This window comes from Cupriavidus gilardii, from assembly GCF_013347325.1.
GTDB lineage: Bacteria > Pseudomonadota > Gammaproteobacteria > Burkholderiales > Burkholderiaceae > Cupriavidus > Cupriavidus gilardii.
On the sequence record NZ_CP054626.1, the window covers coordinates 2,856,148 to 2,878,622 of the forward strand.

General features: G+C 68.1%; 19 protein-coding genes. 3 read left to right on the plus strand and 16 right to left on the minus strand.

Features of this window, described 5'->3' with window-relative positions; all coding sequences use genetic code 11:
- Positions 1–159 precede the first annotated feature (159 nt).
- Positions 160–918 (plus strand): cell division protein ZapD, encoded by a 759-nt coding sequence (zapD, locus tag FOB47_RS23075; RefSeq protein WP_006578256.1) that lies wholly within the window; start codon positions 160–162, stop codon positions 916–918.
- Positions 919–924: 6 nt separating this feature from the next.
- Positions 925–1,113: a DNA gyrase inhibitor YacG gene (locus tag FOB47_RS23080; RefSeq protein ID WP_053822560.1), complete on the plus strand. Its 189-nt coding sequence runs from the start codon at positions 925–927 to the stop codon at positions 1,111–1,113.
- A 27-nt stretch (positions 1,114–1,140) separates the two neighbouring features.
- Here the strand turns inward: FOB47_RS23080 and FOB47_RS23085 are convergent, their stop codons facing one another.
- The 4 genes from FOB47_RS23085 to secA form a co-directional block, all read right to left on the minus strand.
- Positions 1,141–1,545: an NUDIX domain-containing protein gene (locus FOB47_RS23085; RefSeq protein ID WP_053822561.1), complete on the minus strand. Its 405-nt coding sequence runs from the start codon at positions 1,543–1,545 to the stop codon at positions 1,141–1,143.
- Positions 1,542–2,453: an ATP-binding protein gene (locus tag FOB47_RS23090; RefSeq protein ID WP_053823207.1), complete on the minus strand. Its 912-nt coding sequence runs from the start codon at positions 2,451–2,453 to the stop codon at positions 1,542–1,544. The genes FOB47_RS23085 and FOB47_RS23090 overlap by 4 nt, the downstream gene beginning before the upstream one ends.
- 123 nt (positions 2,454–2,576) lie before the next feature.
- Positions 2,577–3,806 carry a bifunctional glutamate N-acetyltransferase/amino-acid acetyltransferase ArgJ gene (gene argJ, locus FOB47_RS23095; protein ID WP_174782188.1) on the minus strand — a complete coding sequence of 410 codons (1,230 nt, stop codon included), beginning with the start codon at positions 3,804–3,806 and terminating at the stop codon, positions 2,577–2,579.
- 52 nt (positions 3,807–3,858) lie between these two features.
- The gene (gene secA, locus FOB47_RS23100) at positions 3,859–6,633 is read right to left on the minus strand and encodes a preprotein translocase subunit SecA (RefSeq protein WP_053822563.1); all 2,775 of its coding nucleotides are present in this window, start codon (positions 6,631–6,633) and stop codon (positions 3,859–3,861) included.
- A gap of 254 nt (positions 6,634–6,887) precedes the next feature.
- Here secA and FOB47_RS23105 point away from each other — a divergent pair, with 254 nt between their 5' ends.
- Complete coding sequence (locus FOB47_RS23105) at positions 6,888–7,400, plus strand: DciA family protein (protein WP_053822564.1); 513 nt, start codon at positions 6,888–6,890, stop codon at positions 7,398–7,400.
- A 35-nt stretch (positions 7,401–7,435) separates the two neighbouring features.
- On the opposite strand, the gene lpxC is transcribed toward FOB47_RS23105, so the two are convergent.
- From lpxC to FOB47_RS23165, 12 genes are all read right to left on the minus strand, one after another.
- Positions 7,436–8,353: a UDP-3-O-acyl-N-acetylglucosamine deacetylase gene (gene lpxC / locus FOB47_RS23110; protein ID WP_053822565.1), complete on the minus strand. Its 918-nt coding sequence runs from the start codon at positions 8,351–8,353 to the stop codon at positions 7,436–7,438.
- Positions 8,354–8,605: 252 nt separating this feature from the next.
- The gene (locus tag FOB47_RS23115) at positions 8,606–9,112 is read right to left on the minus strand and encodes a peroxiredoxin (protein ID WP_053822566.1); all 507 of its coding nucleotides are present in this window, start codon (positions 9,110–9,112) and stop codon (positions 8,606–8,608) included.
- A 488-nt stretch (positions 9,113–9,600) separates the two neighbouring features.
- Positions 9,601–10,794 carry a cell division protein FtsZ gene (ftsZ, locus tag FOB47_RS23120; RefSeq protein WP_006579111.1) on the minus strand — a complete coding sequence of 398 codons (1,194 nt, stop codon included), beginning with the start codon at positions 10,792–10,794 and terminating at the stop codon, positions 9,601–9,603.
- Between the two features lie 164 nt (positions 10,795–10,958).
- On the minus strand, positions 10,959–12,191 hold the full coding sequence (ftsA, locus tag FOB47_RS23125; protein WP_006579112.1) for a cell division protein FtsA: 1,233 nt from the start codon (positions 12,189–12,191) through the stop codon (positions 10,959–10,961).
- Complete coding sequence (locus tag FOB47_RS23130) at positions 12,188–13,120, minus strand: cell division protein FtsQ/DivIB (RefSeq protein WP_174782189.1); 933 nt, start codon at positions 13,118–13,120, stop codon at positions 12,188–12,190. Before FOB47_RS23130 ends, ftsA begins: the two co-directional genes overlap by 4 nt.
- Positions 13,121–13,141: 21 nt before the next feature.
- Positions 13,142–14,134: a D-alanine--D-alanine ligase gene (locus FOB47_RS23135; RefSeq protein ID WP_174782190.1), complete on the minus strand. Its 993-nt coding sequence runs from the start codon at positions 14,132–14,134 to the stop codon at positions 13,142–13,144.
- Positions 14,131–15,648, minus strand: a complete 1,518-nt coding sequence (murC, locus tag FOB47_RS23140; protein WP_082371554.1) for a UDP-N-acetylmuramate--L-alanine ligase — start codon at positions 15,646–15,648, stop codon at positions 14,131–14,133. The genes FOB47_RS23135 and murC overlap by 4 nt, the downstream gene beginning before the upstream one ends.
- A gap of 44 nt (positions 15,649–15,692) precedes the next feature.
- Complete coding sequence (murG, locus tag FOB47_RS23145; protein ID WP_174782191.1) at positions 15,693–16,769, minus strand: undecaprenyldiphospho-muramoylpentapeptide beta-N-acetylglucosaminyltransferase; 1,077 nt, start codon at positions 16,767–16,769, stop codon at positions 15,693–15,695.
- A 109-nt stretch (positions 16,770–16,878) separates the two neighbouring features.
- Positions 16,879–18,147 carry a putative lipid II flippase FtsW gene (gene ftsW, locus FOB47_RS23150; RefSeq protein WP_053822569.1) on the minus strand — a complete coding sequence of 423 codons (1,269 nt, stop codon included), beginning with the start codon at positions 18,145–18,147 and terminating at the stop codon, positions 16,879–16,881.
- Positions 18,144–19,676: a UDP-N-acetylmuramoyl-L-alanine--D-glutamate ligase gene (gene murD / locus FOB47_RS23155; RefSeq protein ID WP_174782192.1), complete on the minus strand. Its 1,533-nt coding sequence runs from the start codon at positions 19,674–19,676 to the stop codon at positions 18,144–18,146. The genes ftsW and murD overlap by 4 nt, the downstream gene beginning before the upstream one ends.
- A gap of 54 nt (positions 19,677–19,730) precedes the next feature.
- Complete coding sequence (gene mraY, locus FOB47_RS23160) at positions 19,731–20,900, minus strand: phospho-N-acetylmuramoyl-pentapeptide-transferase (protein ID WP_053822571.1); 1,170 nt, start codon at positions 20,898–20,900, stop codon at positions 19,731–19,733.
- A 93-nt stretch (positions 20,901–20,993) separates the two neighbouring features.
- Positions 20,994–22,475, minus strand: coding sequence for a UDP-N-acetylmuramoyl-tripeptide--D-alanyl-D-alanine ligase (locus tag FOB47_RS23165; RefSeq protein ID WP_244959369.1), 1,482 nt, complete (start codon positions 22,473–22,475; stop codon positions 20,994–20,996).

A 22,475-nucleotide genomic window follows, 5' to 3' on the forward strand; every position in this document is an offset into this window, starting at 1 on the left:
ATGCGTTGGAATATGCTGCCAAGTGCATGCATACGGCCGCATGCGAGCTTCGCATGCATTCTGTACCGATCGCCTCGCGCGCCAGCCTGAGCCGATTCGTCTGTCGAATCCAGCACCGGGCCGGCAAGCTGGCCGACGCCGCGCTGCACGGACTTCCCCTTGATTCTGTACGAATATCCTTTCAACGAACGCATCAGGACACTCCTGCGTCTGGAGGACCTGTTCGATCGGCTGGATTACTTTCTCGGACAGGAACATGCGCTGCAGCATCATGTCGCGCTGACCACGCTGTTCGAGATCATCGACGTCGCTGGCCGCGCCGACCTGAAGACCGATCTGATCAAGGAACTGGACCGCCAGCGCCAGGCGCTGAGCGCGCTGCGTTCGAGCCCGCAGATCGACCAGCAGACGCTCGACGCGGTGATCGGCGAGCTCGAGCAGGCCATCGCGCAGCTGAACCAGACCGTCGGCAAGGCGGGCCAGCTGCTGACCGACAACGAGTGGCTGACCAGCATCCGCAGCCGCGCGATCATTCCCGGCGGCACCTGCGAGTTCGACCTGCCCTCGTACTACGCCTGGCAGCATCGGCCCGCCGAGGAGCGGCGCGCCGACATCCTGAAGTGGGTGCGTCCGCTGATTCCGCTGCGCGTGGGTACCGATGCGGTGCTGAAGCTGCTGCGCGAATCCGGACAGAGCGGCAAGGTGATCGCCACCGGCGGCAGCTATCAGCAGATGCTGTCCGGCCGCAGCTACCAGCTGATGCAGGTGCTGCTCGACGATTCGCTGCTGGCCTTCATCCCGGAGATGAGCGCCAACAAGTACATGCTGTGGGTGCGCTTCACCCAGCAGGACGGCGACATGCGACCGCGCTCGGTCGACGCCGACATCCCCTTCCTGCTCAAACTCTGCAACTTCTGATTTGCCATGCCATCCGTAGTCAAATGCCCGACCTGTGGCAAGGACGTCGTTTGGGCGCCGGAAAACAAGTTCCGCCCCTTCTGTTCCGAACGTTGCAAGCAGATCGACCTGGGTGCCTGGGCCTCGGAGAAATACGTGATCGGCGGCAAGCCGGCCGATCCGACCGAGGACGAGCAGGACCGGAACGAGGACTGAGCGCCCGCGCGCGCACGGCGGCAGCCCTCAGGCCGCCTCCTCACCCAACCACTGGACCACCGGAATCGTCGCCGGCAGCAGCGGGCCGACGGTAACGGGCACCCGCTCCCACGAGAACGCCTGGCCTTCGCGCCCGACCGGCTCGCCGGTCCAGCCGGTGACCTTGCAGAAGTGCAGCCGCACATAGGCGTGCGGGTAATCGTGCTCGAGCACGTGCCAGCGCGTCGAGGCCGTGATGTCCAGGCCCAGTTCCTCGTGCAGCTCGCGCGCCAGCGCCGCTTCGACCGATTCGCCGGCTTCGAGCTTGCCGCCGGGAAACTCCCAGTAGCCCTCGTAGGGCTTGCCGGCCGGCCGCTGCGCCAGCAGGAAGCGGCCGTCCGGCCGTACCAGCACGCCGACCGCGACCTCGGTGACCTTGCGTCCGCCGCTCATGCCGGCTCGCCCTGGTGCGCGCCCGGATGTCCCCCGTAAGGCTTGCCATGCTTGCCGCCCCAGTCGCGCGCGAACTGCCACGCGACGCGCCCGGAGCGCGAGCCGCGCTCCAGCGCCCAGACCAGCGCATCGCCGCGCGCGGCGGCGATATCGTCATCGTTGCAGCCGAACTGGCGCAGCCAGTGCGCGACGATATTCAGGTATTCGTCCTGCTTCGGCGGATAGAACGACAGCCACAGGCCGAAGCGCTCGGACAGCGAGATCTTTTCCTCGACCACCTCGCCGGGATGGATTTCGCCATCCGCGGTGTGCTGGTAGGTCTCGTTGTCCTTCATGTACTCCGGCAGCAGATGGCGGCGGTTCGACGTCGCATAGACCAGCACGTTGTCCGACTGCGCGGCGACCGAGCCGTCGAGCGCCGACTTCAGCGACTTGTAGCCCGATTCGCCGTCCTCGAACGACAGGTCGTCGCAGAAGATCACGAAGCGCTCCGGCCGCTGCGTCAGTTGCTCGACGATATCGCCGAGGTCGCCCAGGTCGGCCTTGTCGACTTCGACCAGGCGCAGCCCCTCGTCCACGAAGGCGTTCAGGCAGGCCTTGATCAGCGACGACTTGCCGGTGCCGCGCGCGCCGGTCAGCAGCACGTTGTTGGCCGGCAGCCTGTGCACGAACTGGCGCGTGTTGGCGACGATCGCGTCCTTCTGGCGCTCGATGTTCTTCAGGTCGTCCAGATGGATCGGCGGCAGCTGGCGGATCGCCTGCAGATAGCCGATATTGCCGAACAGGCTCTGCCGCTTGCGCCAGCGGAAGGCGACGGCCTGTTGCCAGTCCGCCTCGGTCAGCTGCGGCGGCAGCCACTGTTCGAGCCGGGCGAGAAATTGGTCGAGACGGGAGGCGAGATCGGACATGGCGGCAATCCGGAGAGGCGGGGGATGGGAGAAGCGGAACAGCGAGGGGATGGCGGTGGCCCGATGCCGGGCCGCCATCGCCGGCGATGCCTCGCCAGGCGGCAAGGCATCGTCGGGCAACGATCAGGAACGATAGTCCGCGTTGATCGATACGTAATCGTGCGACAGGTCGCAGGTCCAGACCGTGGCCGTGGCATTGCCGCGGCCCAGCGCGATGCGCACCGTGATCTCGGCCTGCTTCATCACGCGCTGGCCGTCTTCCTCGCGGTAGTCGGGGTGCCGGCCGCCGTCCCTGGCGACCCAGACATCGTCGAGCCACAGGTTGACGCCGCCGACATCGAGATCGTCGACACCGGCATAGCCGACCGCGGCCAGGATCCGGCCCAGATTGGGATCGGACGCGTAGAACGCGGTCTTGACCAGCGGCGAGTGGGCGACCGCGTAGGCGATCTGGCGGCACTCGGCGACATCGCGTCCGCCCTCGACCTGGATCGTCATCAGCTTGGTCGCGCCTTCGCCGTCGCGCACGATCATCTGCGCCAGCTCCTGCGCCAGCGACGTCACTGCATCGCGCAGCGCCTCGAACTCGGCACCGTCGGCACGCTCGATCGCGGGCGCGCCGGCGCGGCCGGTGGCGATCAGCACGAACGAATCGTTGGTCGAGGTATCGCCGTCGATCGTGATGCTGTTGAACGAGTGGTCGGCCGCGTGCGACACCAGCGCCTGCAGCACCGGCTGCGCCACGGCCGCATCGGTGGCGATGAAGCCCAGCATCGTCGCCATATTGGGACGGATCATGCCGGCGCCCTTGCTGATGCCGGTCAGCGTGACGGTCTTGCCGCCGATCGTCACCGTCCGCGACGCGGCCTTCGGCTGCGTGTCGGTGGTCATGATCGATTCGGCCGCGGCCAGCCAGTTGTCCTCGCGCGCGCTCTCGATCGCCTTCGGCACGCCGGCCAGCAGGCGCTCCATCGGCAGCGGCTCGAGAATCACGCCGGTCGAGAACGGCAGCACCTGGTCGGCGCCGATGCACAGCGCCGCGGCGACCGCGTCGCAGGTCGCGCGTGCGTTGGCCAGACCCGGCTCGCCGGTGCCGGCATTGGCGTTGCCCGTATTGATCACCAGCGCGCGGATGCCGCGGCCTGCCGCCAGATGCTCGCGGCAGACCTGCACCGGCGCGGCGCAGAAGCGGTTGCGCGTGAAGACGCCTGCCACGGTGCTGCCTTCGGCCAGGCGCACCACCAGCACGTCCTTGCGGTTGGCCTTGCGGATGCCCGCTTCAGCCCAGCCGAGCTCGACGCCGGCGACCGGTTTCAGATTCTCTGCCTGCGGCAGCGGCAAGTTGACGGCCATGTTCGATTCCTTGCTTCGATGCGATACCCAGTGCCAGTGTCTTGCGGCCGGCTCAGCTCAGCCTGCCGTGGCACTGCTTGAACTTCTTGCCCGAGCCGCACGGGCACGGATCGTTGCGGCCGACGCGGGGCATGGTCGCCACTTCGCTGTCGTCGCGCGCGCCGCGTGCCGCGGCGGCAATCGCGCGCTCGCCGGTGTCGGGACCGGCGCCGCCGAACTCGTCATGCTGGTATCGCACATTGCCCAGATGCGACAGATCGTCCTCGATCTGCTCGGAGGCGTGCTCGAGTTCTTCCGGCGACTGGATCTGGACGTTGAAGACGACGCGGGTGACCTCGCTCTTGATCACGTCCAGCAGCCGCGCGAACAGCTCGAACGACTCGCGCTTGTACTCCTGCTTCGGATCCTTCTGCGCATAGCCGCGCAGATGGATGCCCTGGCGCAGGTGGTCCAGCGCGGCCAGGTGCTCGCGCCAGTGCGTGTCGATGCTCTGCAGCATCACGGAGCGCTCGAAGCCGGCAAAGGCCTCGCGGCCGACCTGCGCGACCTTGGCCTCGTAGCGCTCGGCCGCGGCCGAGACGATCATCTGCAGCAGTTCCTCGTCCTCGATGCTCTGCGCGTTCTCGATGGTCTGCGCCAGCGGCAGCTCCAGGCCGAAATCGTCGCGCAGGCGCTTCTCCAGGCCGTCGATGTCCCACTGCTCTTCCATTGATTCGGCCGGCACGTACTCGCGGAACAGATCGACCAGCACGCCCTCGCGCAGGCTCTTGATCATCTCGCCGACGTCCTGCGCTTCGAGCACCTCGTTGCGCAGCTTGTAGATTTCCTTGCGCTGGTCGTTGGCGACGTCGTCGTACTGCAGCAGCTGCTTGCGGATATCGAAGTTGCGGCCCTCGACCTTGCGCTGCGCCGATTCGATCGAGCGCGTGACGATGCCGGCTTCGATCGGTTCGCCCTCGGGCATCTTCAGGCGGTCCATGATCGCGCGCACGCGGTCGCCGGCGAAGATGCGCAGCAGCTGGTCGTCCAGCGACAGATAGAAGCGCGACGACCCCGGGTCGCCCTGGCGGCCGGCGCGGCCGCGCAGCTGGTTGTCGATCCGGCGCGATTCGTGGCGCTCGGTGCCGACGATATGCAGGCCGCCCGCGGCCTTGACCTGCTCGTGCAGCGATTGCCATTCGGACTTCAGCTGCGCGATGCGCGAGGCCTTGTCCTCGGCCGACAGGCTGGCATCGGCCTCGATGAAGCCGGCCTGCTTCTCGACGTTGCCGCCCAGCACGATGTCGGTACCGCGGCCCGCCATGTTGGTGGCGATCGTGATCATCTGCGGCCGGCCCGCCTGCGCGACGATCTCCGCCTCGCGCGCGTGCTGCTTGGCGTTGAGCACCTGGTGCGGCAGCTTTTCCTTGTTCAGCAGGTCCGACAGGTATTCCGAGGTCTCGATCGACGTGGTGCCCACCAGCACCGGCTGCCCGCGCTCGTAGCATTCGCGGATATCGCGGACCACGGCGTCGTAGCGCTCCTTGGACGTCTTGAAGATCTGATCCTGGAAGTCCTTGCGCTGGGTCGGCTTGTTGGTCGGGATCACGACCACTTCCAGGCCGTAGATCTCCTGGAATTCATAGGCTTCGGTGTCGGCCGTACCGGTCATGCCGGCCAGCTTCTCGTACATCCGGAAGTAGTTCTGGAAGGTGATCGTCGCCAGCGTCTGGTTTTCCTGCTGGATGGTGACGCCTTCCTTGGCCTCGACCGCCTGGTGCAGGCCGTCGGACCAGCGGCGGCCCGTCATCAGGCGGCCGGTGAATTCGTCGACGATGACGACCTCGTCGTTCTGCACCACGTAGTGCTGGTCGCGATGGAACAGGCTGTGCGCGCGCAGCGCGGCGTACAGATGGTGCATCAGCGTGATGTTCTGCGGCGCGTACAGCGACTCGCCCTCGCCGATCAGGCCCAGCTGCGCCATGATCTGCTCGGCCTTCTCGTGGCCCGCCTCCGTCAGGTAAACCTGGTGCGCCTTCTCGTCGACGTAGTAGTCGCCCGGCTTCTCGACGCCGGTGCCGTCCGCCTTCTCCTCGCCGATCTGGCGCTCGAGCAGCTTCGGGATGCCGTTCATGCGCTGGTACAGGTCGGTATGGTTCTCCGCCTGCCCCGAGATGATCAGCGGGGTGCGCGCCTCGTCGATCAGGATCGAGTCGACCTCGTCGACGATCGCATAGTGCAACGGCCGCTGCACGCGCTGACCCGGGTCGTAGACCATGTTGTCGCGCAGGTAGTCGAAGCCGAATTCGTTGTTGGTGCCGTAGGTGATGTCGCTGTTGTAGGCCGCCTGCTTCTGGTCGTGCGGCATCTGCGACAGGTTGACGCCGACCGACAACCCGAGGAAGTTGTACAGCCGGCCCATCCACTCGGCATCGCGCTGCGCCAGGTAGTCGTTGACCGTGACCACGTGCACGCCCTTGCCGGTCAGCGCGTTCAGGTAGACCGCCAGCGTCGCGGTCAGCGTCTTGCCCTCGCCGGTACGCATCTCCGCGATCTTGTTGTCGTTCAGCACCATGCCGCCGATCAGCTGCACGTCGAAATGGCGCATCTTCATCACGCGCTTGCTGGCCTCGCGGCAGACCGCGAAGGCTTCGGGCAACAGCGACTCGAGCGATTCGCCGCCGGCGTGGCGCTGGCGGAACTGTTCGGTCATGCCGCGCAGCTCGTCGTCCGACAGCGCTTCGAACTTCGGCTCCAGCGCGTTGATCCGCTCGACTGTCCGTCGATATTGTTTGATCAGCCGCTCGTTACGGCTGCCGAAGACTTTCTTGAGAAGGCCCGTGATCATCGATTGGTGTCACCTGCGCACGATTGCGGTCCCGCCGTCCGAGCCGGAGGGCCGGACGCGAAGCGCGCGTGGCGAAGAGAGGATTAGCGCAAAACGCCGAGTTTATCACGCGCGGCGGGCGGTTCCGTGGCCGGTCCCGCGCGGTTTCCGAGACGCCGGGCGTGGCTGCCGGCCCTGCCGGCACGGTGTCTCGCGCACGGCACCGCCGGTGCCGCGGCGGGGCCGCTCGAGGCAGCCAGAGGCTAGAATGCGGCATGCGCCTGTTCACCCACCACGCCCTGCAAACGCCCCACGCCAAGCCGCTGAACGACTGGCTGGCCAAGGCCGGTCCGATGTCGTCGCTGATGCAGGCGGCGCGCGAGCTGGCCGCGCTGGAAGCCGAGGTGATGGCCCTGCTGCCCCCCGGCATGCGCGCCGGCATCGCGGTCGGCGGCGTGCGCCAGGACACCCGCAGCCCGGGGCAGCCCAACACGCTGCTGCTGCTGGCCGCGCACGGCGCCGCCGCGGCGCGGGTGCGGCAGATCGTGCCGAGCCTGCTGGCGCGGCTGCAGCAGCGCGGCGCGCGGATCGATGCGGTCAAGGTACGGGTACAGCCCGACGCCGCACGCGGCGACTGGGACGTGGAGCCGGCCGAGCGGCCGAAGAAGACGGGCGTGCCGGCGGCGGCATTGAACAGCCTGGGCGAACTGGCGCAGACGCTGCCGGACTCGCCGCTGCGGGACGCGGTGCAGACGATGCTGTCGCGGCACCGCCAGGGACGTGGCTAGCGCAACCGCAAGCGGAGAGCGGGCGCACCCGCGGGTCAGGCGAAGGCGGGCTGCAGCTGCGGCAGGAAGGCGGCCGGGGCCTCTTCCTGACGTTCGAAGCTGACGATCTCGTAGGCCTGCTCGTCGGCCAGCAGCGCGCGCAGCAGCTGGTTGTTCAGCCCGTGGCCGGACTTGTTGGCGACGTAGGCGCCGATCAGCGGATGGCCGACCACATAGAGGTCGCCGATCGCGTCGAGGATCTTGTGGCGCACGAACTCGTCGCCATAGCGCAACTCCTCGTTGTTCAGCATGCGGTGCTCGTCGAGCACGATCGCGTTGTCCAGGCTGCCGCCGCGGGCCAGGCCCATCTCGCGCAGCGCCTCGACCTCGTGCGCGAAGCCGAAGGTGCGCGCGCGCGCGATCTCGCGGACATAGCTGGTGTCGCCGAAATCGATCTCGAAGGTCTGGCCGGTCTTGTCGACGGCCGGATGGCGGAAATCGATGGTGAACGACAGCTTGAAGCCGAAGTAGGGTTCGAGCCGGGCCAGCTTGTCGCCATCGCGCACCTCCACCGCCTTCCTGACGCGGATGAAGCGCTTGGCCGCCGGCTGCTCCTCGATGCCCGCCGACTGCAGCAGGAACACGAAGGACGCGGCGCTGCCGTCCATGATCGGGATTTCCTCGGCGTCGACGTCGACGAACAGGTTGTCGATGCCGAGACCCGCGCAGGCGGACATCAGATGTTCGATGGTGGACACGCGCGCGCCGTTCTTCTGCAGCACGGACGCCAGGCGCGTATCGCCGATGGCCGACGCCTTGACCGGGATCTCGACCGGCTCGGCCAGGTCGACGCGGGTGAACACGATGCCGGTATCGGTCGGCGCGGGCCGCAATGTCAGCGTCACCTTGCGGCCCGAGTGCAAGCCAATGCCAACGGTCTTGACCAGGGACTTGATAGTGCGCTGTTTGAGCATGACGGCCTCTGCTAATTATTAAAATCTATCGGGCGTGAGATCTAATAAACCGTATCTTACCACCGGCACGGATATTGCGCTGCACCAGTTTTGTTTCGTCGTGTTAACGGTGTGGCATTCGACGGTTAAAGCCCCGAAAAAGATGCGGCGATCGACGGAGAACGCGTCGCGGAAGGCCCGATAAGCGGCATCCCAATCACTTCCATTGCCGCTTTCCGCACGTCCACAGCCGCCGAGGTACGGAATCCCGTCTTACCCGCGCAACATCGCGAGCACCGCTTCCGCGCTGCTGACCTCGAATTTGCCCGGGGCTTCGACGGCCAGATGCGTGACCACGCCGTCGTCCATCACCATCGCATAGCGCAGCGAGCGCACGCCCATGCCGCGCTTGCCCAGGTCCTGCTCCAGGCCGAGCGCACGCGTCCAGTCGGCGCTGCCGTCGCCGAGCATCCGGACCTTGCCGGCGGTGCCCTGCTCGCGCGCCCACGCGCCCATCACGAAGGCGTCGTTGACCGACACGCACCAGATCTCGTCGACGCCGGCTGCGCGCAGCGCGTCGGCCTGCTCGACGAAGCCGGGCACGTGTCGTGCGGAACAGGTCGGCGTGAACGCGCCGGGCAGACCGAACACGACGATGCGGCGATCCTTGGCCAGCTCGGCGACCGAGAAGGCGTTGGGACCGAGCGCGCAGCCGCCCGCCTCGGTTTCGAAGTATTCGTACAGCGTCGCGTCCGGCACGCGTGCACCAATTTCGATCATGGCGATTTCCTCAGGCGCCACGGCGTCCGGCGTCCACCTCGAACATCGGCAACGACGGCGATCGCCCTGGCCAAACCCAGTCTGCATCATAGTTGCCGCCTTCCGGCATCCCAAGTGGGACGGCGGCGCGCACGGCTGTCGGCGCATGCCGACAGGCTGGCAAGCAGAACTGACAAAAACAGGCGCGGCGAGCTTGCGCTCGCCGCGCGGACGGGAGGCACATCCCGGCCGGGATACGGCGGGAGACCAGTCCGGGGAGGCGGCCGGCGGCGCGCCTGTCCCGGCACGGGATGCGGACGGAGGACAGCGGGCGGCGTCAGTCTCCTCGCTCGCGCGCAAGGCCGGCGGCCGTCATCCGTAGCGCAGGCACGGGCGGATGGGGAGCGCCCATCGTGCCCCGCTGTCGCGGATGCGCGGCCGGCAACCTGCCGGCGATGCGATCGGCCAGCCGAGCAGTCGGCTCGCCGTGGGTCGACGTCGCGCCGTGCTCAGTCCGCCTGCTTGCGCAGGAAGGCCGGAATGTCGTACGTGTCGACACCCTTTTCCTGCAGCGCAGCCACGTGGGCCGACGCGGTTTCGCGCGAGCTGCGGAACACCGCCGGCGTATCGAGGCCGCTGTAGTCCGGCGCGCTGTGCAGCGCCGAGCCATGCTGCAGGCCGGCCATCATCTGCACCGGCATGTTGTCGGTACCGGTCTTGAGCAGCGTCATCGGCTGCTGCTTCTTGCCCGAGCGGCCCAGGCCCGTGGCGACCACGGTCACGCGCAGCGCATCGCCCATCGAGTCGTCGTAGACGGTACCGAAGATCACGGTCGCATCTTCCGCGGCATAGCTGCGGATCGTGTTCATGACTTCCTTGGTCTCCGACAGCTTCAGCGAGCGGCTGGCCGTGATGTTGACCAGCACGCCGCGCGCGCCGGACAGATCCACGCCTTCCAGCAGCGGGCTGGCGACCGCCTGCTCGGCGGCCAGGCGCGCGCGATCGACGCCCGACACCGTGGCCGTCCCCATCATCGCCTTGCCCTGCTCGCCCATCACGGTCTTGACGTCTTCGAAGTCGACGTTGACCAGGCCGTCCACGTTGATGATCTCGGCAATGCCGGCCACCGCGTTGTGCAGCACGTCGTCGGCGCACTGGAAGCACTTGTCCATCTCGGCGTCGTCGCCCATCACCTCGAACAGCTTCTCGTTGAGCACGACGATCAGCGAGTCGACGTTGTTCTCCAGCTCGGCCGAACCGTGCTCGGCGACCTTCGCGCGGCGTGCGCCTTCGAAGTCGAACGGCTTGCTGACCACGCCGACGGTCAGGATGCCCATCTCCTTGGCGACCTGCGCCACGATCGGCGCCGCACCGGTACCGGTGCCGCCGCCCATGCCGGCAGTGATGAAGACCATATGCGCGCCGCGCAGCGCGTCGGCGATCTGCTCGCGCGCCGATTCGGCGCAGGTGCGGCCGACTTCCGGCTTGGCGCCGGCGCCTAGGCCCGTATTGCCCAGTTGCAGCACGCGCGCCGCGGTCGAGCGCTTGAGCGCCTGCGCATCGGTGTTCATGCAGATGAATTCGACGCCCTGCACCCCGCGGTTGATCATGTGCTGCACGGCGTTGCCGCCCGCGCCGCCCACGCCGACCACCTTGATGATGGTGCCGTCCTGCATTTCCGATTCGATCATGTCAAAGTCCATCACTGCCTCCGAGAAAAATCAGTCGCCAAACGCTGCGGCCTCCCCGCCGCAACCCTTGGTTCCTGAACAAAGAACCAAAAGAAAGAAACTGCTCCATCAACGCGCCGCGCCCGCCACGGTGGACAAGCCGGCAACAAGCGCGTCGCCAATTCGATGCCGGCCAATCAGAAATTGCCGACGAACCATTCCTTCATGCGCGTCCAGATCTGCTTGACCGAACCGCTCTGCACCGCGACCTTGCGTCCGCGCATCCGTTGCACGCGGCCTTCCAGCAGCAGGCCCATCACCGTCGAGTAGCGCGGGCTCTTGACGACCTCGTGCAGGTTGCCGCGGTACTCGGGAACGCCAACCCGAACCGGTTTGAGGAAGATGTCCTCTCCCAGTTCCACCATGCCGGGCATCATTGCGGTGCCGCCGGTGATCACGATGCCGGACGACAGCAATTCCTCGTAGCCGGACTCGCGCACGACCTGATGCACCAGCGAGTACAGCTCCTCGATGCGAGGCTCGATCACCGCCGCCAGCGCCTGGCGCGACAGCGTGCGCGTACCGCGGTCGCCCACGCCCGGCACCTCGATCATTTCCTCCGGATCGGCGATCGCCTGCTTGGCGATGCCGTACTGGATCTTGATGTCTTCGGCATCGGGCGTCGGCGTGCGCAGCGCCATCGCGATGTCGTTGGTGATCTGGTCGCCGGCGATCGGAATCACCGCGGTATGGCGGATCGCGCCTTCGCTGAAGATCGCGATATCGGTGGTGCCGCCGCCGATGTCGACCAGCACCACGCCCAGTTCCTTCTCGTCCTCGGTCAGCACCGCCAGGCTCGACGCCAGCGGCTGCAGGATCAGGTCGTGCACCTCCAGTCCGCAGCGGCGCACGCACTTGACGATGTTCTGCGCGGCGCTGACCGCGCCGGTCACGATATGGACCTTGACCTCCAGGCGGATGCCGCTCATGCCGATCGGCTCGCGCACGTCCTCCTGGCCGTCGATGATGAATTCCTGGGTCAGGATGTGCAGGATCTGCTGGTCGGTCGGGATATTGACCGCCTTCGCCGTTTCGATGACCCGCGCCACATCGGTCTGGGTCACCTCCTTGTCCTTGATCGCCACCATGCCGCTCGAGTTGAACGAGCGGATGTGGCTGCCGGCAATGCCGGTGAAGACCTCGGCAATCTTGCAGTCGGCCATCAGCTCGGCTTCCTCGAGCGCCTTCTGGATCGACTGCACGGTGGCCTCGATATTGACCACGACCCCTTTCTTCAACCCCTTGGACTCGGATTGGCCCATCCCGATCACTTCGTAGCTGCCGTCGGGGCGCAATTCCGCGACCACCGCCGCCACCTTCGAGGTGCCGATGTCCAGACCAACCAACAGGTCCTTGTATTCCTTGCTCATCGGGTTTTCTCCGCGTTCTCTTTTCTCAGTCGCGTCGGATTGTTGTTGGAAGCCGGGCCACGCTTCGTGCTGCTTGCACTGGCACTGGCACTGGCACGGTTGGCGCCGTTCGCATTGCTCGTTCCCTGCTCGCGTGCCTTGGCGGCGGCTGCCGCCTGGGCCTCGGTCAGGAAGCGCACATTGGCTGCCCGGATGGCAAACCCGTTCGGATAGCGCAAATCCGCATACTCGATCTGCTTGCCCCACTGCTCCGTCACCTGCGGCCAGGCGATGACGAAACGCTTGACGCGCTCCTCCATCGCCATCCGGTCAAGGTCGGTCTGTTCCCGTCCCAGTTCGACCACCATGCCGTTGGACAGCCTGGCCCGCCAGGCGTAACGCCCGGACAACGTCACCGCGAGCGGTTCGGCCTTCAGCGGCCGGAACCAGTCGCGCATGATCTCGAGCTTGTCGACGACGTCCGCCTCGCTGCCGGGCGGGCCATCGAGCGCGAGCAGCCGGGCGTCCTCTTCCGCCTCGGCGGGATTGGCCACGAACAGCTCGCCATAGGTATTGATCAGCCGGCCGGTATCGGGCGCGCCCCAGGTACCGAGCGCCTCGTGTTCCTCGATCCTGACCGTCAGGCCGCTCGGCCATTCGCGCCGCACGCTGGCCTTGCGCACCCAGGGCACCGACTCGAAGGCCTGGCGCGCGGCGTCCAGGTCCAGCGTGAAGAAGTTGCCCGACAGCTTGCCCAGCGCATTGGCGCGCACCGCCGGCGCGTTGACGTGGCGCAGCGCGCCACCGTACATCGGCGCCAGCTCGACATGGGTGATCGCGAACACCGGCCGCTGCGCCAGCCACATCAGGCCGGCCGCGAGCGCCATCACCACCACCACGGCGTACAGCGTGGTGGCGATCAGGTTCAGCAGGCGTGCGTTGTGCCACATGTCGATTCGGAAGGCGCGGGGTTATTCGGGTTTCCAGTGCTCGTTCGGATGCAGGTCCAGCGTCGCCGCGGCGACCACCTGCAGCACGAAGTCCTCGTAGCTGATGCCGGCCGCGCGCGCCGACATCGGCACCAGCGAATGGCCGGTCATGCCGGGCGAGGTGTTCATCTCCAGCAGGTAGGGCTGGCCGTCGGCGGTCAGCATCACGTCGGCGCGCGCCCAGCCGCGGCAGCCCAGCACGCGGAAGGCCTCGACCGCGAGGCTGCGCACGCGCTGCTCGAGTTCGTCGCCCAGGTTCGCGGGGCACAGGTACTGGGTCACGTCCGTGAAGTACTTGTTCTGATAGTCGTAGTTGGCGTCGGGCGCGACGATCCGGATCACCGGCAGCGCCACCGCCTCGCGGCCCTCGCCGACGATCGGGCAGGTCAGCTCGGCGCCGTCGACGAACGCTTCGGCGATCACGTCGTTGTCCAGCGCGGCGGCCTTCTCGTAGGCGGCGCGCATCTGGCCGGCGTCCGTGACCTTGGTCAGGCCGATCGACGAGCCTTCGCGCGCCGGCTTGACGATCAGCGGCAGGCCCAGGTCCGCCACCACTGCATCGAACTCGCGCTCGGTGCAGTCGGCCGTCAGCATCGCAAAGCGCGGCGTCGGCAATCCGTGGGTGCTCCACAGCCGCTTGGTGGCGGGCTTGTCCATCGCCAGCGCGGAGGCCAGCACGCCGCTGCCGGTGTAAGGAATGCCCAGCTGCTCGAGCAGGCCCTGCATGGTGCCGTCCTCGCCGTAGCGGCCGTGCAGCGCGATGAAGACGCGGTCGAAACCGGCCGCGGCCAGTTCGGCGACACTGCGCAGCGCCGGATCGAAGGCATGCGCGTCGACGCCGCGCGACTGCAGCGCGGCCAGCACGCCCTGCCCGGACAGCAGCGAGATTTCGCGTTCGGCCGAACGGCCGCCCATCAGCACGCCGACCTTGCCGAGCGTCTTCGGATCGATCTGGGGATTGGGGACGAAGCTCATGCCTGGCCTCCGGCTTGCGGCACGGCCGCTTGCACTGGTTGTTGCGACGCTGACTGGGCAGCGGGTTGCGAAGGGGAAGACGCCGCCGATGCCGTGGATGCGGAGGAGGCCCCGGCCTGGCCCGACACCAGCAGGCCCGGCACCGCGCCGATCGTGCCGGCGCCCATCGTCACCACCACGTCGCCCGGACGCGCGGCGTCGAGGATCGCTTGCGGCATGTCGTCGATCTGCTCGACGAAGACCGGCTCGACCTTGCCGGCGACCCGCAGCGCGCGCGTCAGCGCGCGGCCGTCGGCGGCGACGATCGGTGCCTCGCCGGCCGGATAGACCTCGGCCAGCAGCAGCGCGTCGACGGTGCCGAGCACCTTGACGAAGTCCTCGAAGCAGTCGCGCGTGCGCGTGAAGCGATGCGGCTGGAACGCCAGCACCAGCCGGCGGCCCGGGAACGCGCCGCGCGCGGCGGCCAGCGTCGCGGCCATCTCGACCGGGTGGTGGCCGTAGTCGTCGACCAGCGTGAAGGTGCCGCTGCCGTCCGCGCAGGCCACCTCGCCGTAGCGCTGGAAGCGCCGGCCGACGCCGTGGAATTCGCGCAGCGCCTTGACGATGGCGGCATCGGGCACTTCCAGCTCGGTGGCGATCGCGATCGCCGCCAGCGCATTCTGCACGTTGTGCAGGCCCGGCAGGTTCAGCACCACGTCCAGCGGCGGCTCGGCATGGTTGTTCAGCTGGCGCAGCACCGTGAAATGCATCTGGCCGTCGACCGCGCGGGCGTTGACGGCGCGCACCTGCGCGTCCTCGGCGAAGCCGTAACGGACCACCGGCTTGGACACGAAGGGCAGGATCTCGCGCACGTTCGGATCGTCGACGCACAGCACCGCGATGCCGTAGAACGGCAGCCGCTGCGTGAATTCGACGAAGGCCTGCTTCAGACGGGCAAAGTCATGCCCGTAGGTGTCCATATGGTCGGCGTCGATGTTGGTGATCACCTCGATCACCGGGAACAGGTTCAGGAACGACGCGTCCGATTCGTCCGCCTCGGCGACGATGAAGTCGCCGGTGCCCAGCCGCGCGTTGGCGCCGGCCGAGTTCAGCCGGCCGCCGATCACGAAGGTCGGATCGAGTCCGCCCTCGGCCAGCACCGACGCCACCAGGCTGGTGGTGGTGGTCTTGCCGTGCGTGCCGGCGATGGCGACGCCTTGCTTCAGGCGCATCAGCTCGGCCAGCATCACCGCGCGCGGCACCACTGGAATGCGCTTGGCGCGCGCGGCCAGCACCTCGGGGTTGTCGCCGCTGACGGCGGTCGACACCACCACCGCGTTGGCGCCGGCGATATGCGCGGCATCGTGGCCGTGCATCACCGTCGCGCCCAGCGCGGCGAGGCGGCGCGTCGCGGCATTGCTGCCCATGTCGGAACCGGACACCCGGTAGCCGAGATTGAGCAGCACCTCGGCGATGCCGCTCATGCCGGCGCCGCCGATGCCTACGAAGTGGATGTTCTTGACGATATGCTTCATGAATCCTGCTTGTCGGTGGACCTCGATCCGCTCGGTTCCCCGTACTAATCCCTGGCCAGCTCGCTGCAGACCTGCGCCACGCGCCGGGTCGCATCCGGCTTGGCCAGTCCGCGCGCGCGCAGCGCCATCTCTTTCAGTTGCGGCCGCGACAGCTGCGCCAGCGTCTGCGCGAGCCCCTCCGCGGTCAATGCGTCCTGTTGCACCAGCAGCGCCGCGCCCTGTTCCGACAGGAAGCGCGCGTTGGTGGTCTGGTGGTCGTCCACCGCATGCGGGAACGGCACGAACAGCGCGGCCACGCCGGCGGCCGCCACCTCCGATACCGTCATCGCGCCGGCGCGGCAGATCACCAGATCGGCTTCGGCGTAGGCCTGCGCCATGTCGTCGATGAAGGGCACGGCCTCGGCCGCGACCCCGGCCGCTGCGTAGTTCGCGCGCAGCGTATCGATCTGCCTGACGCCGGCCTGGTGCCGCACCAGCGGCCGCTCGCCTTCGGGCAGCAGCGCCAGCGCCTGCGGCACCACCGAATTGAGCGCAGCGGCGCCGAGGCTGCCGCCGACCACCAGCACCCGCAGCGGACCCTGGCGGCCGTCGTAGCGCGCGGCCGGCTCTGCCAGTGCCGCGACTTCCTCGCGCACGGGATTGCCGGTCCACTCGGCGCCGGGCAGCGTCTGCGGAAATGCGCACAGCACGCGGTCGGCGACCCTGGCCAGCACCTTGTTGGCGAGGCCGGCGATCGAGTTCTGCTCGTGCAGCACCAGCGGCCGGCCCAGCAGCGAGGCCATCATGCCGGCCGGGAACGTGATATAGCCCCCCATGCCGAGCACCACGCTCGGGCGCACCCGGCGCAGCGCGCCGATGCTCTGCCAGAACGCGCGCAGCAGGTTCAGCGGCAGCAGCAGCTTGGTCAGCAGCCCCTTGCCGCGCAGCCCGCCGAACTGGATGAACTCCATCGGGATGTCGTGCTTCGGCACCAGCGTCGCTTCCATGCCGGTGCGGTTGCCGAGCCAGACCACGCGCCAGCCCTGCGCGCGCAGCGCATGCGCGACGGCGAGCCCCGGGAACACATGGCCCCCGGTGCCGCCCGCCATCACGAGCAGGGTGCGTGTCTGCGTGGCCGTCATACCTTCCCTCCACGCATCAACACCCGATTGTGGCTACGGCCGCTGCGCTTGACTTCCCGCTGGCGCGGGAAGTTAGCCTGCGCCGAAACCGCGTATTGCTGCGTTCCGGTCATACCTTCCCTCCACGCATCAATACGCGGTTTTCATAATCGATGCGCAGCAGCAGCGCCAACGCGACGCAGTTCATCAGGATCCCCGAACCGCCGTAGCTGACCATCGGCAGCGTCAGCCCCTTGGTCGGCAGCAGGCCCAGGTTCACGCCCATGTTGATGAAGGCCTGCCAGCCGATCCAGATGCCGATGCCCTTGGCGACCAGGCCGGCGAACGTGCGGTCGAGCTGCAGCGCGGTGCGGCCGATCGAGAAGGCGCGGCGCACCAGCCAGTAGAACAGCACGATCGCGGTCAGCACGCCGATGAAGCCCAGCTCCTCGCCGATCACGGCCAGGATGAAGTCGGTATGCGCCTCGGGCAGGTAGTGCAGCTTCTCGATGCTGCCGCCCAGCCCGACCCCAGCCCATTCGCCGCGGCCGAAGGCGATCAGCGAGTGGGTCAGCTGATAGGCCTTGCCCAGCGCGTATTCCTCGCGCCAGGGATCGAGATAGGCGAAGATCCGCTCCCGCCGCCACGGCGACACCGCGATCAGCAGCGCGAAGGTGCCGACTGCGATCGCCACCAGCGCGCCGAACAGCTTGCCGTTGACGCCGCCGAGGAACAGGATGCCCATCGCCACCGCGGCGATCACCAGGAACGCGCCCATGTCGGGCTCGAGCAGCAGCAGCATGCCGACCACCGCCACCGCGACGCCCATCGGCAGGAAGCCCTTGCCCAGGCTCTGCATCCATTCCTGCTTGCGCACCGTGTAGTTGGCGGCGTACAGCACCACCGCCAGCTTCATCAGCTCGGACGGCTGGAAGTTCATCAGGCCCAGCGGAATCCAGCGGCGCGCGCCGTTGACGCCCTTGCCGATGAAGGGCACCAGCACGATGATCAGCAGGACCAGCGCCAGCACGAACAGCTTGGGCGCATAGCGGTCCCAGTACTTGACCGGGATCTGGAAGGCCAGCAGCCCCACGCCCAGCCCGATCAGCAGCGAGAACGCATGGCGGATCAGGAAATGGCTCTCGCGGTAATTGGCGAAGCGCGGCGAGTCGGGCAGCGCGATGGTGGCCGAATAGACCATCACCAGGCCGAGCGACAGCAGCACGATCGCGACCCACAGCAGCGGCTGGTCGTACTCCATCATCCGCGAGCGGGTCGGCTTGACGCCCGACACCGCATCGCGCAGCCCTTCCCAGGCATTGCCGATGGTCGCGCCGACGATGGTGGCGCCGACGAAGCCGCTGCGCTTGGCCTGGCGCTCTGCCTGCATCTCGCTCATGGCATGATCCCCCGGGACAGCGCCAGTTCTTCGACCGCGGCGCGGAACACCTGCGCGCGATGCACGTAGTTGCGGAACATGTCCAGGCTCGCGCAGGCCGGCGACAGCAGCACCACGTCACCCGGCTGCGCCTGTGCGGCGGCCAGCCGCACCGCGGCCTCGAGCGCGCCCTCTTCCGAACCCGCGTCGAACAACGCGACGCCGGTGCCTTCCAACGCCGCGCGCAGTTCGCCGGCCGCCTTGCCGATCAGCACCACCGCGCGCGCGTACTGCGCCACCGGCGCCGCCAGCGGCGAGAAGTCCTGACCCTTGCCCTCGCCACCGGCGATCAGCACCACGCGCTTGTCCAGGCCGGACAGCGCGGCGACGGTCGCGCCGACATTGGTGCCCTTGCTGTCGTCGAAGTACTCGACGTCGTCGATCGTGGCGAGCCACTCGACCCGGTGCGGCTCGCCGCGGTATTCGCGCAGGCCGTGCAGCAGCGCGTTCAGCGGCAGATCGATGGCGCGGCACAGCGCCAGCGCCGCCATCGCGTTGGTGGCGTTGTGCATGCCGCGGATGTGCAGCGCGTCGGCCGGCATCAGGCGCTTGTGCCGCACCGGCATCGGCGCGGCGTCGTCGCCGGCCGCGCCCTTGCGGCGGCGCGGCTTCGCTTCGTCGGCCTCCGTGTCGGGCTCGGCCAGCACCAGCCACGGCATGCCGCCCTCGCGCAGGATGCCGAAGCTGCCCGGCACTTCCGGCAGGTCGGTACCGAACGTCACCGGCACGCTGCCCTGGCGCGCCATCTCCATCGTCAGCCGGTCGTTGCGGTTCAGCACCTGCACGCAGTGCGAGCCGTCGCTGCCGGCAGGCCCGAAGATGCGCTGCTTGGCCGCCGCGTAGGCCTGCATCGTGCCGTGCCAGTCGAGGTGGTCCTGGGTGACGTTGAGCACCGCGGCCGCGTGCGGCGCCAGCGTATGCGTGGTCTCCAGCTGGAAACTGGACAGTTCCAGCACCCAGACGTCGGGCAGCGTCGCCGCGGCGATGCAGGCCGACAGCTTGTCCAGCGCCGACGGGCTGATATTGCCGGCGACCGCCACGGTCTTGCCGGCGCGCTCGACCAGCCGGCCGGTCAACGCGGTGGTGGTGGTCTTGCCGTTGGTGCCGGTGATCGCCAGCAGCTTCGGCGCGTAGCCCGCTTCGGCCTGCAGATGCGCCAGCGCGCGCGCGAACAGTTCGATCTCGCCCCACACCGGAATGCCGCGCTCGCGCGCCGCGTCCAGCAGCGCGCCGGTGTCGGCTTCGGCCGGCGACAGGCCCGGGCTGATCGCGATCAGCCCGATGCCGTCGAGCAGCGCGGCCGTGAACGGGCCGCCGACGAATTCGGCCGAGGGCAGCTCGGCCTGCAGGAAGGCAAGATTGGCGGGCGCCGGACGGGTATCGGCGACACGCAGCGCGCAGCCATACCGGCCGCACCAGCGCGCCATCGCCAGGCCCGATTCACCGAGGCCCAGTACCAGCACATCAGGGGTCTGCAACTCGCCAAACACTTCGTTTCCTGCCTTTGATTTCCTGTCGTCGATTGAACTTGCGATCCGTGCGCGTCAGCGCAGCTTCAGCGTCGAGAGCCCGATCAGCACCAGCAGCAGCGTGATCACCCAGAAGCGGACGGTGACCTGCGTTTCCTTCCACCCGCTGAGCTCGAAATGGTGGTGCAGCGGCGCCATGCGGAACAGCCGCCGCCCTTCGCCATAACGCCGCTTGGTGAACTTGAACCAGGCGACCTGCAGCATCACCGACACCGTCTCGGCGACGAACACGCCGCCCATCACGAACAGCACGATCTCCTGGCGCACGATCACGGCGATGGTGCCGAGCGCCCCGCCCAGCGCCAGCGCGCCGACATCGCCCATGAATACCTGCGCCGGATGCGCGTTGAACCACAGGAACGCTAGCCCCGCGCCGGCCATCGCCGAGCAGAAGATCAGCAGCTCGCCCGCGCCCGGAATGTGCGGGAACAGCAGGTACTTGCTGTAGACCGCGTTGCCCATCACGTAGGCGAACACGCCGAGCGCGCTGCCGACCAGCACCACCGGCATGATCACCAGGCCGTCGAGGCCGTCGGTCAGGTTCACGGCGTTGCTCGAGCCGACGATCACGAAATAGGTCAGCACGATGAAGCCGGCCACGCCGAGCGGGTAGCTGACCTCCTTGAAGAAGGGCACCAGCAGGTTCGACTTGTAGGGCATGTCCAGCGACAGCCCGCCTTCGACCCAGCTCAGGAACAGCTCCCACACCTTGACGTTGCTGGCCTCGGAGATCGAGAACGCCAGGTAGACCGCGGCCACCAGCCCGATCAGCGTCTGCCAGAAATACTTCTCGCCGCTCGACATGCCGCGCGGGTCGCGATAGACGACCTTGCGGTAGTCGTCGACCCAGCCGATCGCGCCGTAGCCGAAGGTCACCAGCATCACCACCCAGACGAAGCGGTTGCCCCAGTCGCACCACAGCACCGTCGAGATGCCGATCGACAGCAGCACCAGCACGCCGCCCATGGTCGGCGTGCCGGACTTGACCAGATGGGTCTGCGGGCCGATCGTGCGCACCGCCTGGCCGATCTTCATCTCGGTCAGCTTGCGGATCACCCACGGACCGAGCGCGAGGCCGATCACCAGCGCCGTGAGATTGGCCATCACGGCGCGGAAGGTCAGATAGTTGACGACCCGCAGGAAGCTGTAGTCATCTTGCAGCCATTGGGCCAGGGCCAATAACATCGTTCTTCGGTTTCCAGTCTGCTGCCGCGGTGTCCCTCGTTCGGGGCCTGCGGCCAATTCCAATCAATCGTTAAGCTTCACTGCCGTTCAGTCTCAACCCTTGTTCGCCGGCTCGGCGGACGCAGCCGGCCCGGCCGCCGGCGTGACCAGCGCATCGACCATGCGTTCCATCCGCATGAAGCGCGAGCCCTTGACCAGCACGGCGCTCGCCCGCGCGACGGTACCGTCGGCATCGGCGGCCAGCGTCGCCGCCAGGTCGCCGGCGCCGGCAAAGTGGCGCGCGCCCTCGCCGAACGCCTGCACCGCATGCGGCGAGGCCTCGCCGGTCGCCCACAGCGTCTCGATGCCGCGCGCACGCGCATAGGCGCCGATCTCGGCGTGGAACGCCGGCCCCTGATCGCCGACCTCGCCCATGTCGCCGATCACCAGCACGCGCGGCGGCGCGAAGCCGGCCAGCACGTCGATGGCCGCGCGCATCGAGTCGGGGTTGGCGTTGTAGGTGTCGTCGATCACCACGGTGCCGACAGCGGCACGCTTGACCTGCAGCCGGCCCTTGACCGGCGCGAAGGAGGCCAGGCCGCGCTGGATCGCGTCGATCTCGACGCCGGCGGCCAGCGCGCAGGCGATCGCCGCCAGCGCATTGCGCACGTTGTGCATGCCGAGCAGCGCCAGCCGGACCTCGAAGACGCGGCCGGGCGCGCGCACCTGCAGCCGCTGTACGCCGTCGTCGAGGCTCACTTCGGCGCTGACGTCGGCCTGGCTCGCATTGCCGCCCTCGGCCAGGCCGAAGGTCAGCACCGGCCGGCTGCCAGCGGCGGCGCGCCAGATGCCGGCATGCGCACCGCCGCTGGCCGCGTCCACCGGGAACACCGCGGTGCCGCCGGCCGGCAGCGCGGCCAGGATGCTGGCGTGCTCGTGCGCGACGGCCTCGACGCTGACCATGAATTCCTGGTGTTCGCGCTGCGCGTTGGTGATCACCGCCACCGTGGGCTGCGCGATCGCCGCCAGCGACGCGGTCTCGCCCGGATGGTTCATGCCGAGCTCGAGCACCGCGAGCCGGTGGCTCGGACGCATCCGCAGCACCGTCAGCGGCAGCCCGATGTCGTTGTTCAGGTTGCCGCCGGTGGCCAGCCGCTGCGGCTCGCCGACCGCCGCGGCGAAGATCGCCGCGATCATTTCCTTGACCGTGGTCTTGCCATTGCTGCCGGTCACGGCCACCGTCGGCAGCGTGAAGCGGGCGCGCCAGCCGGCACCGAGCTGGCCCAGCGCGATGCGCGTGTCGGGTGCCACGATCGCCGGCAAGCCCGGCGCCGCGGCGGAGACATCGCGCTCGACCAGCACCGCGGCGGCGCCCTTGGCGGCCACGTCGGCAATGAAATCGTGCGCGTCGAAGCGCTCGCCGCGCAGCGCGACGAACAGGTCGCCGGGCGCGACGGTACGGCTGTCGGTATGCACGCGGGTAAACCGCCGTGTGCCATCGCCTTCCACGCGCGCGCCGGCGATCCAGCCCGCGGCCTGCTGCAGGTCGGTCATCGCCTGTTCCGGTGTCGCCTTCGCGTTCATATCGATACTCAT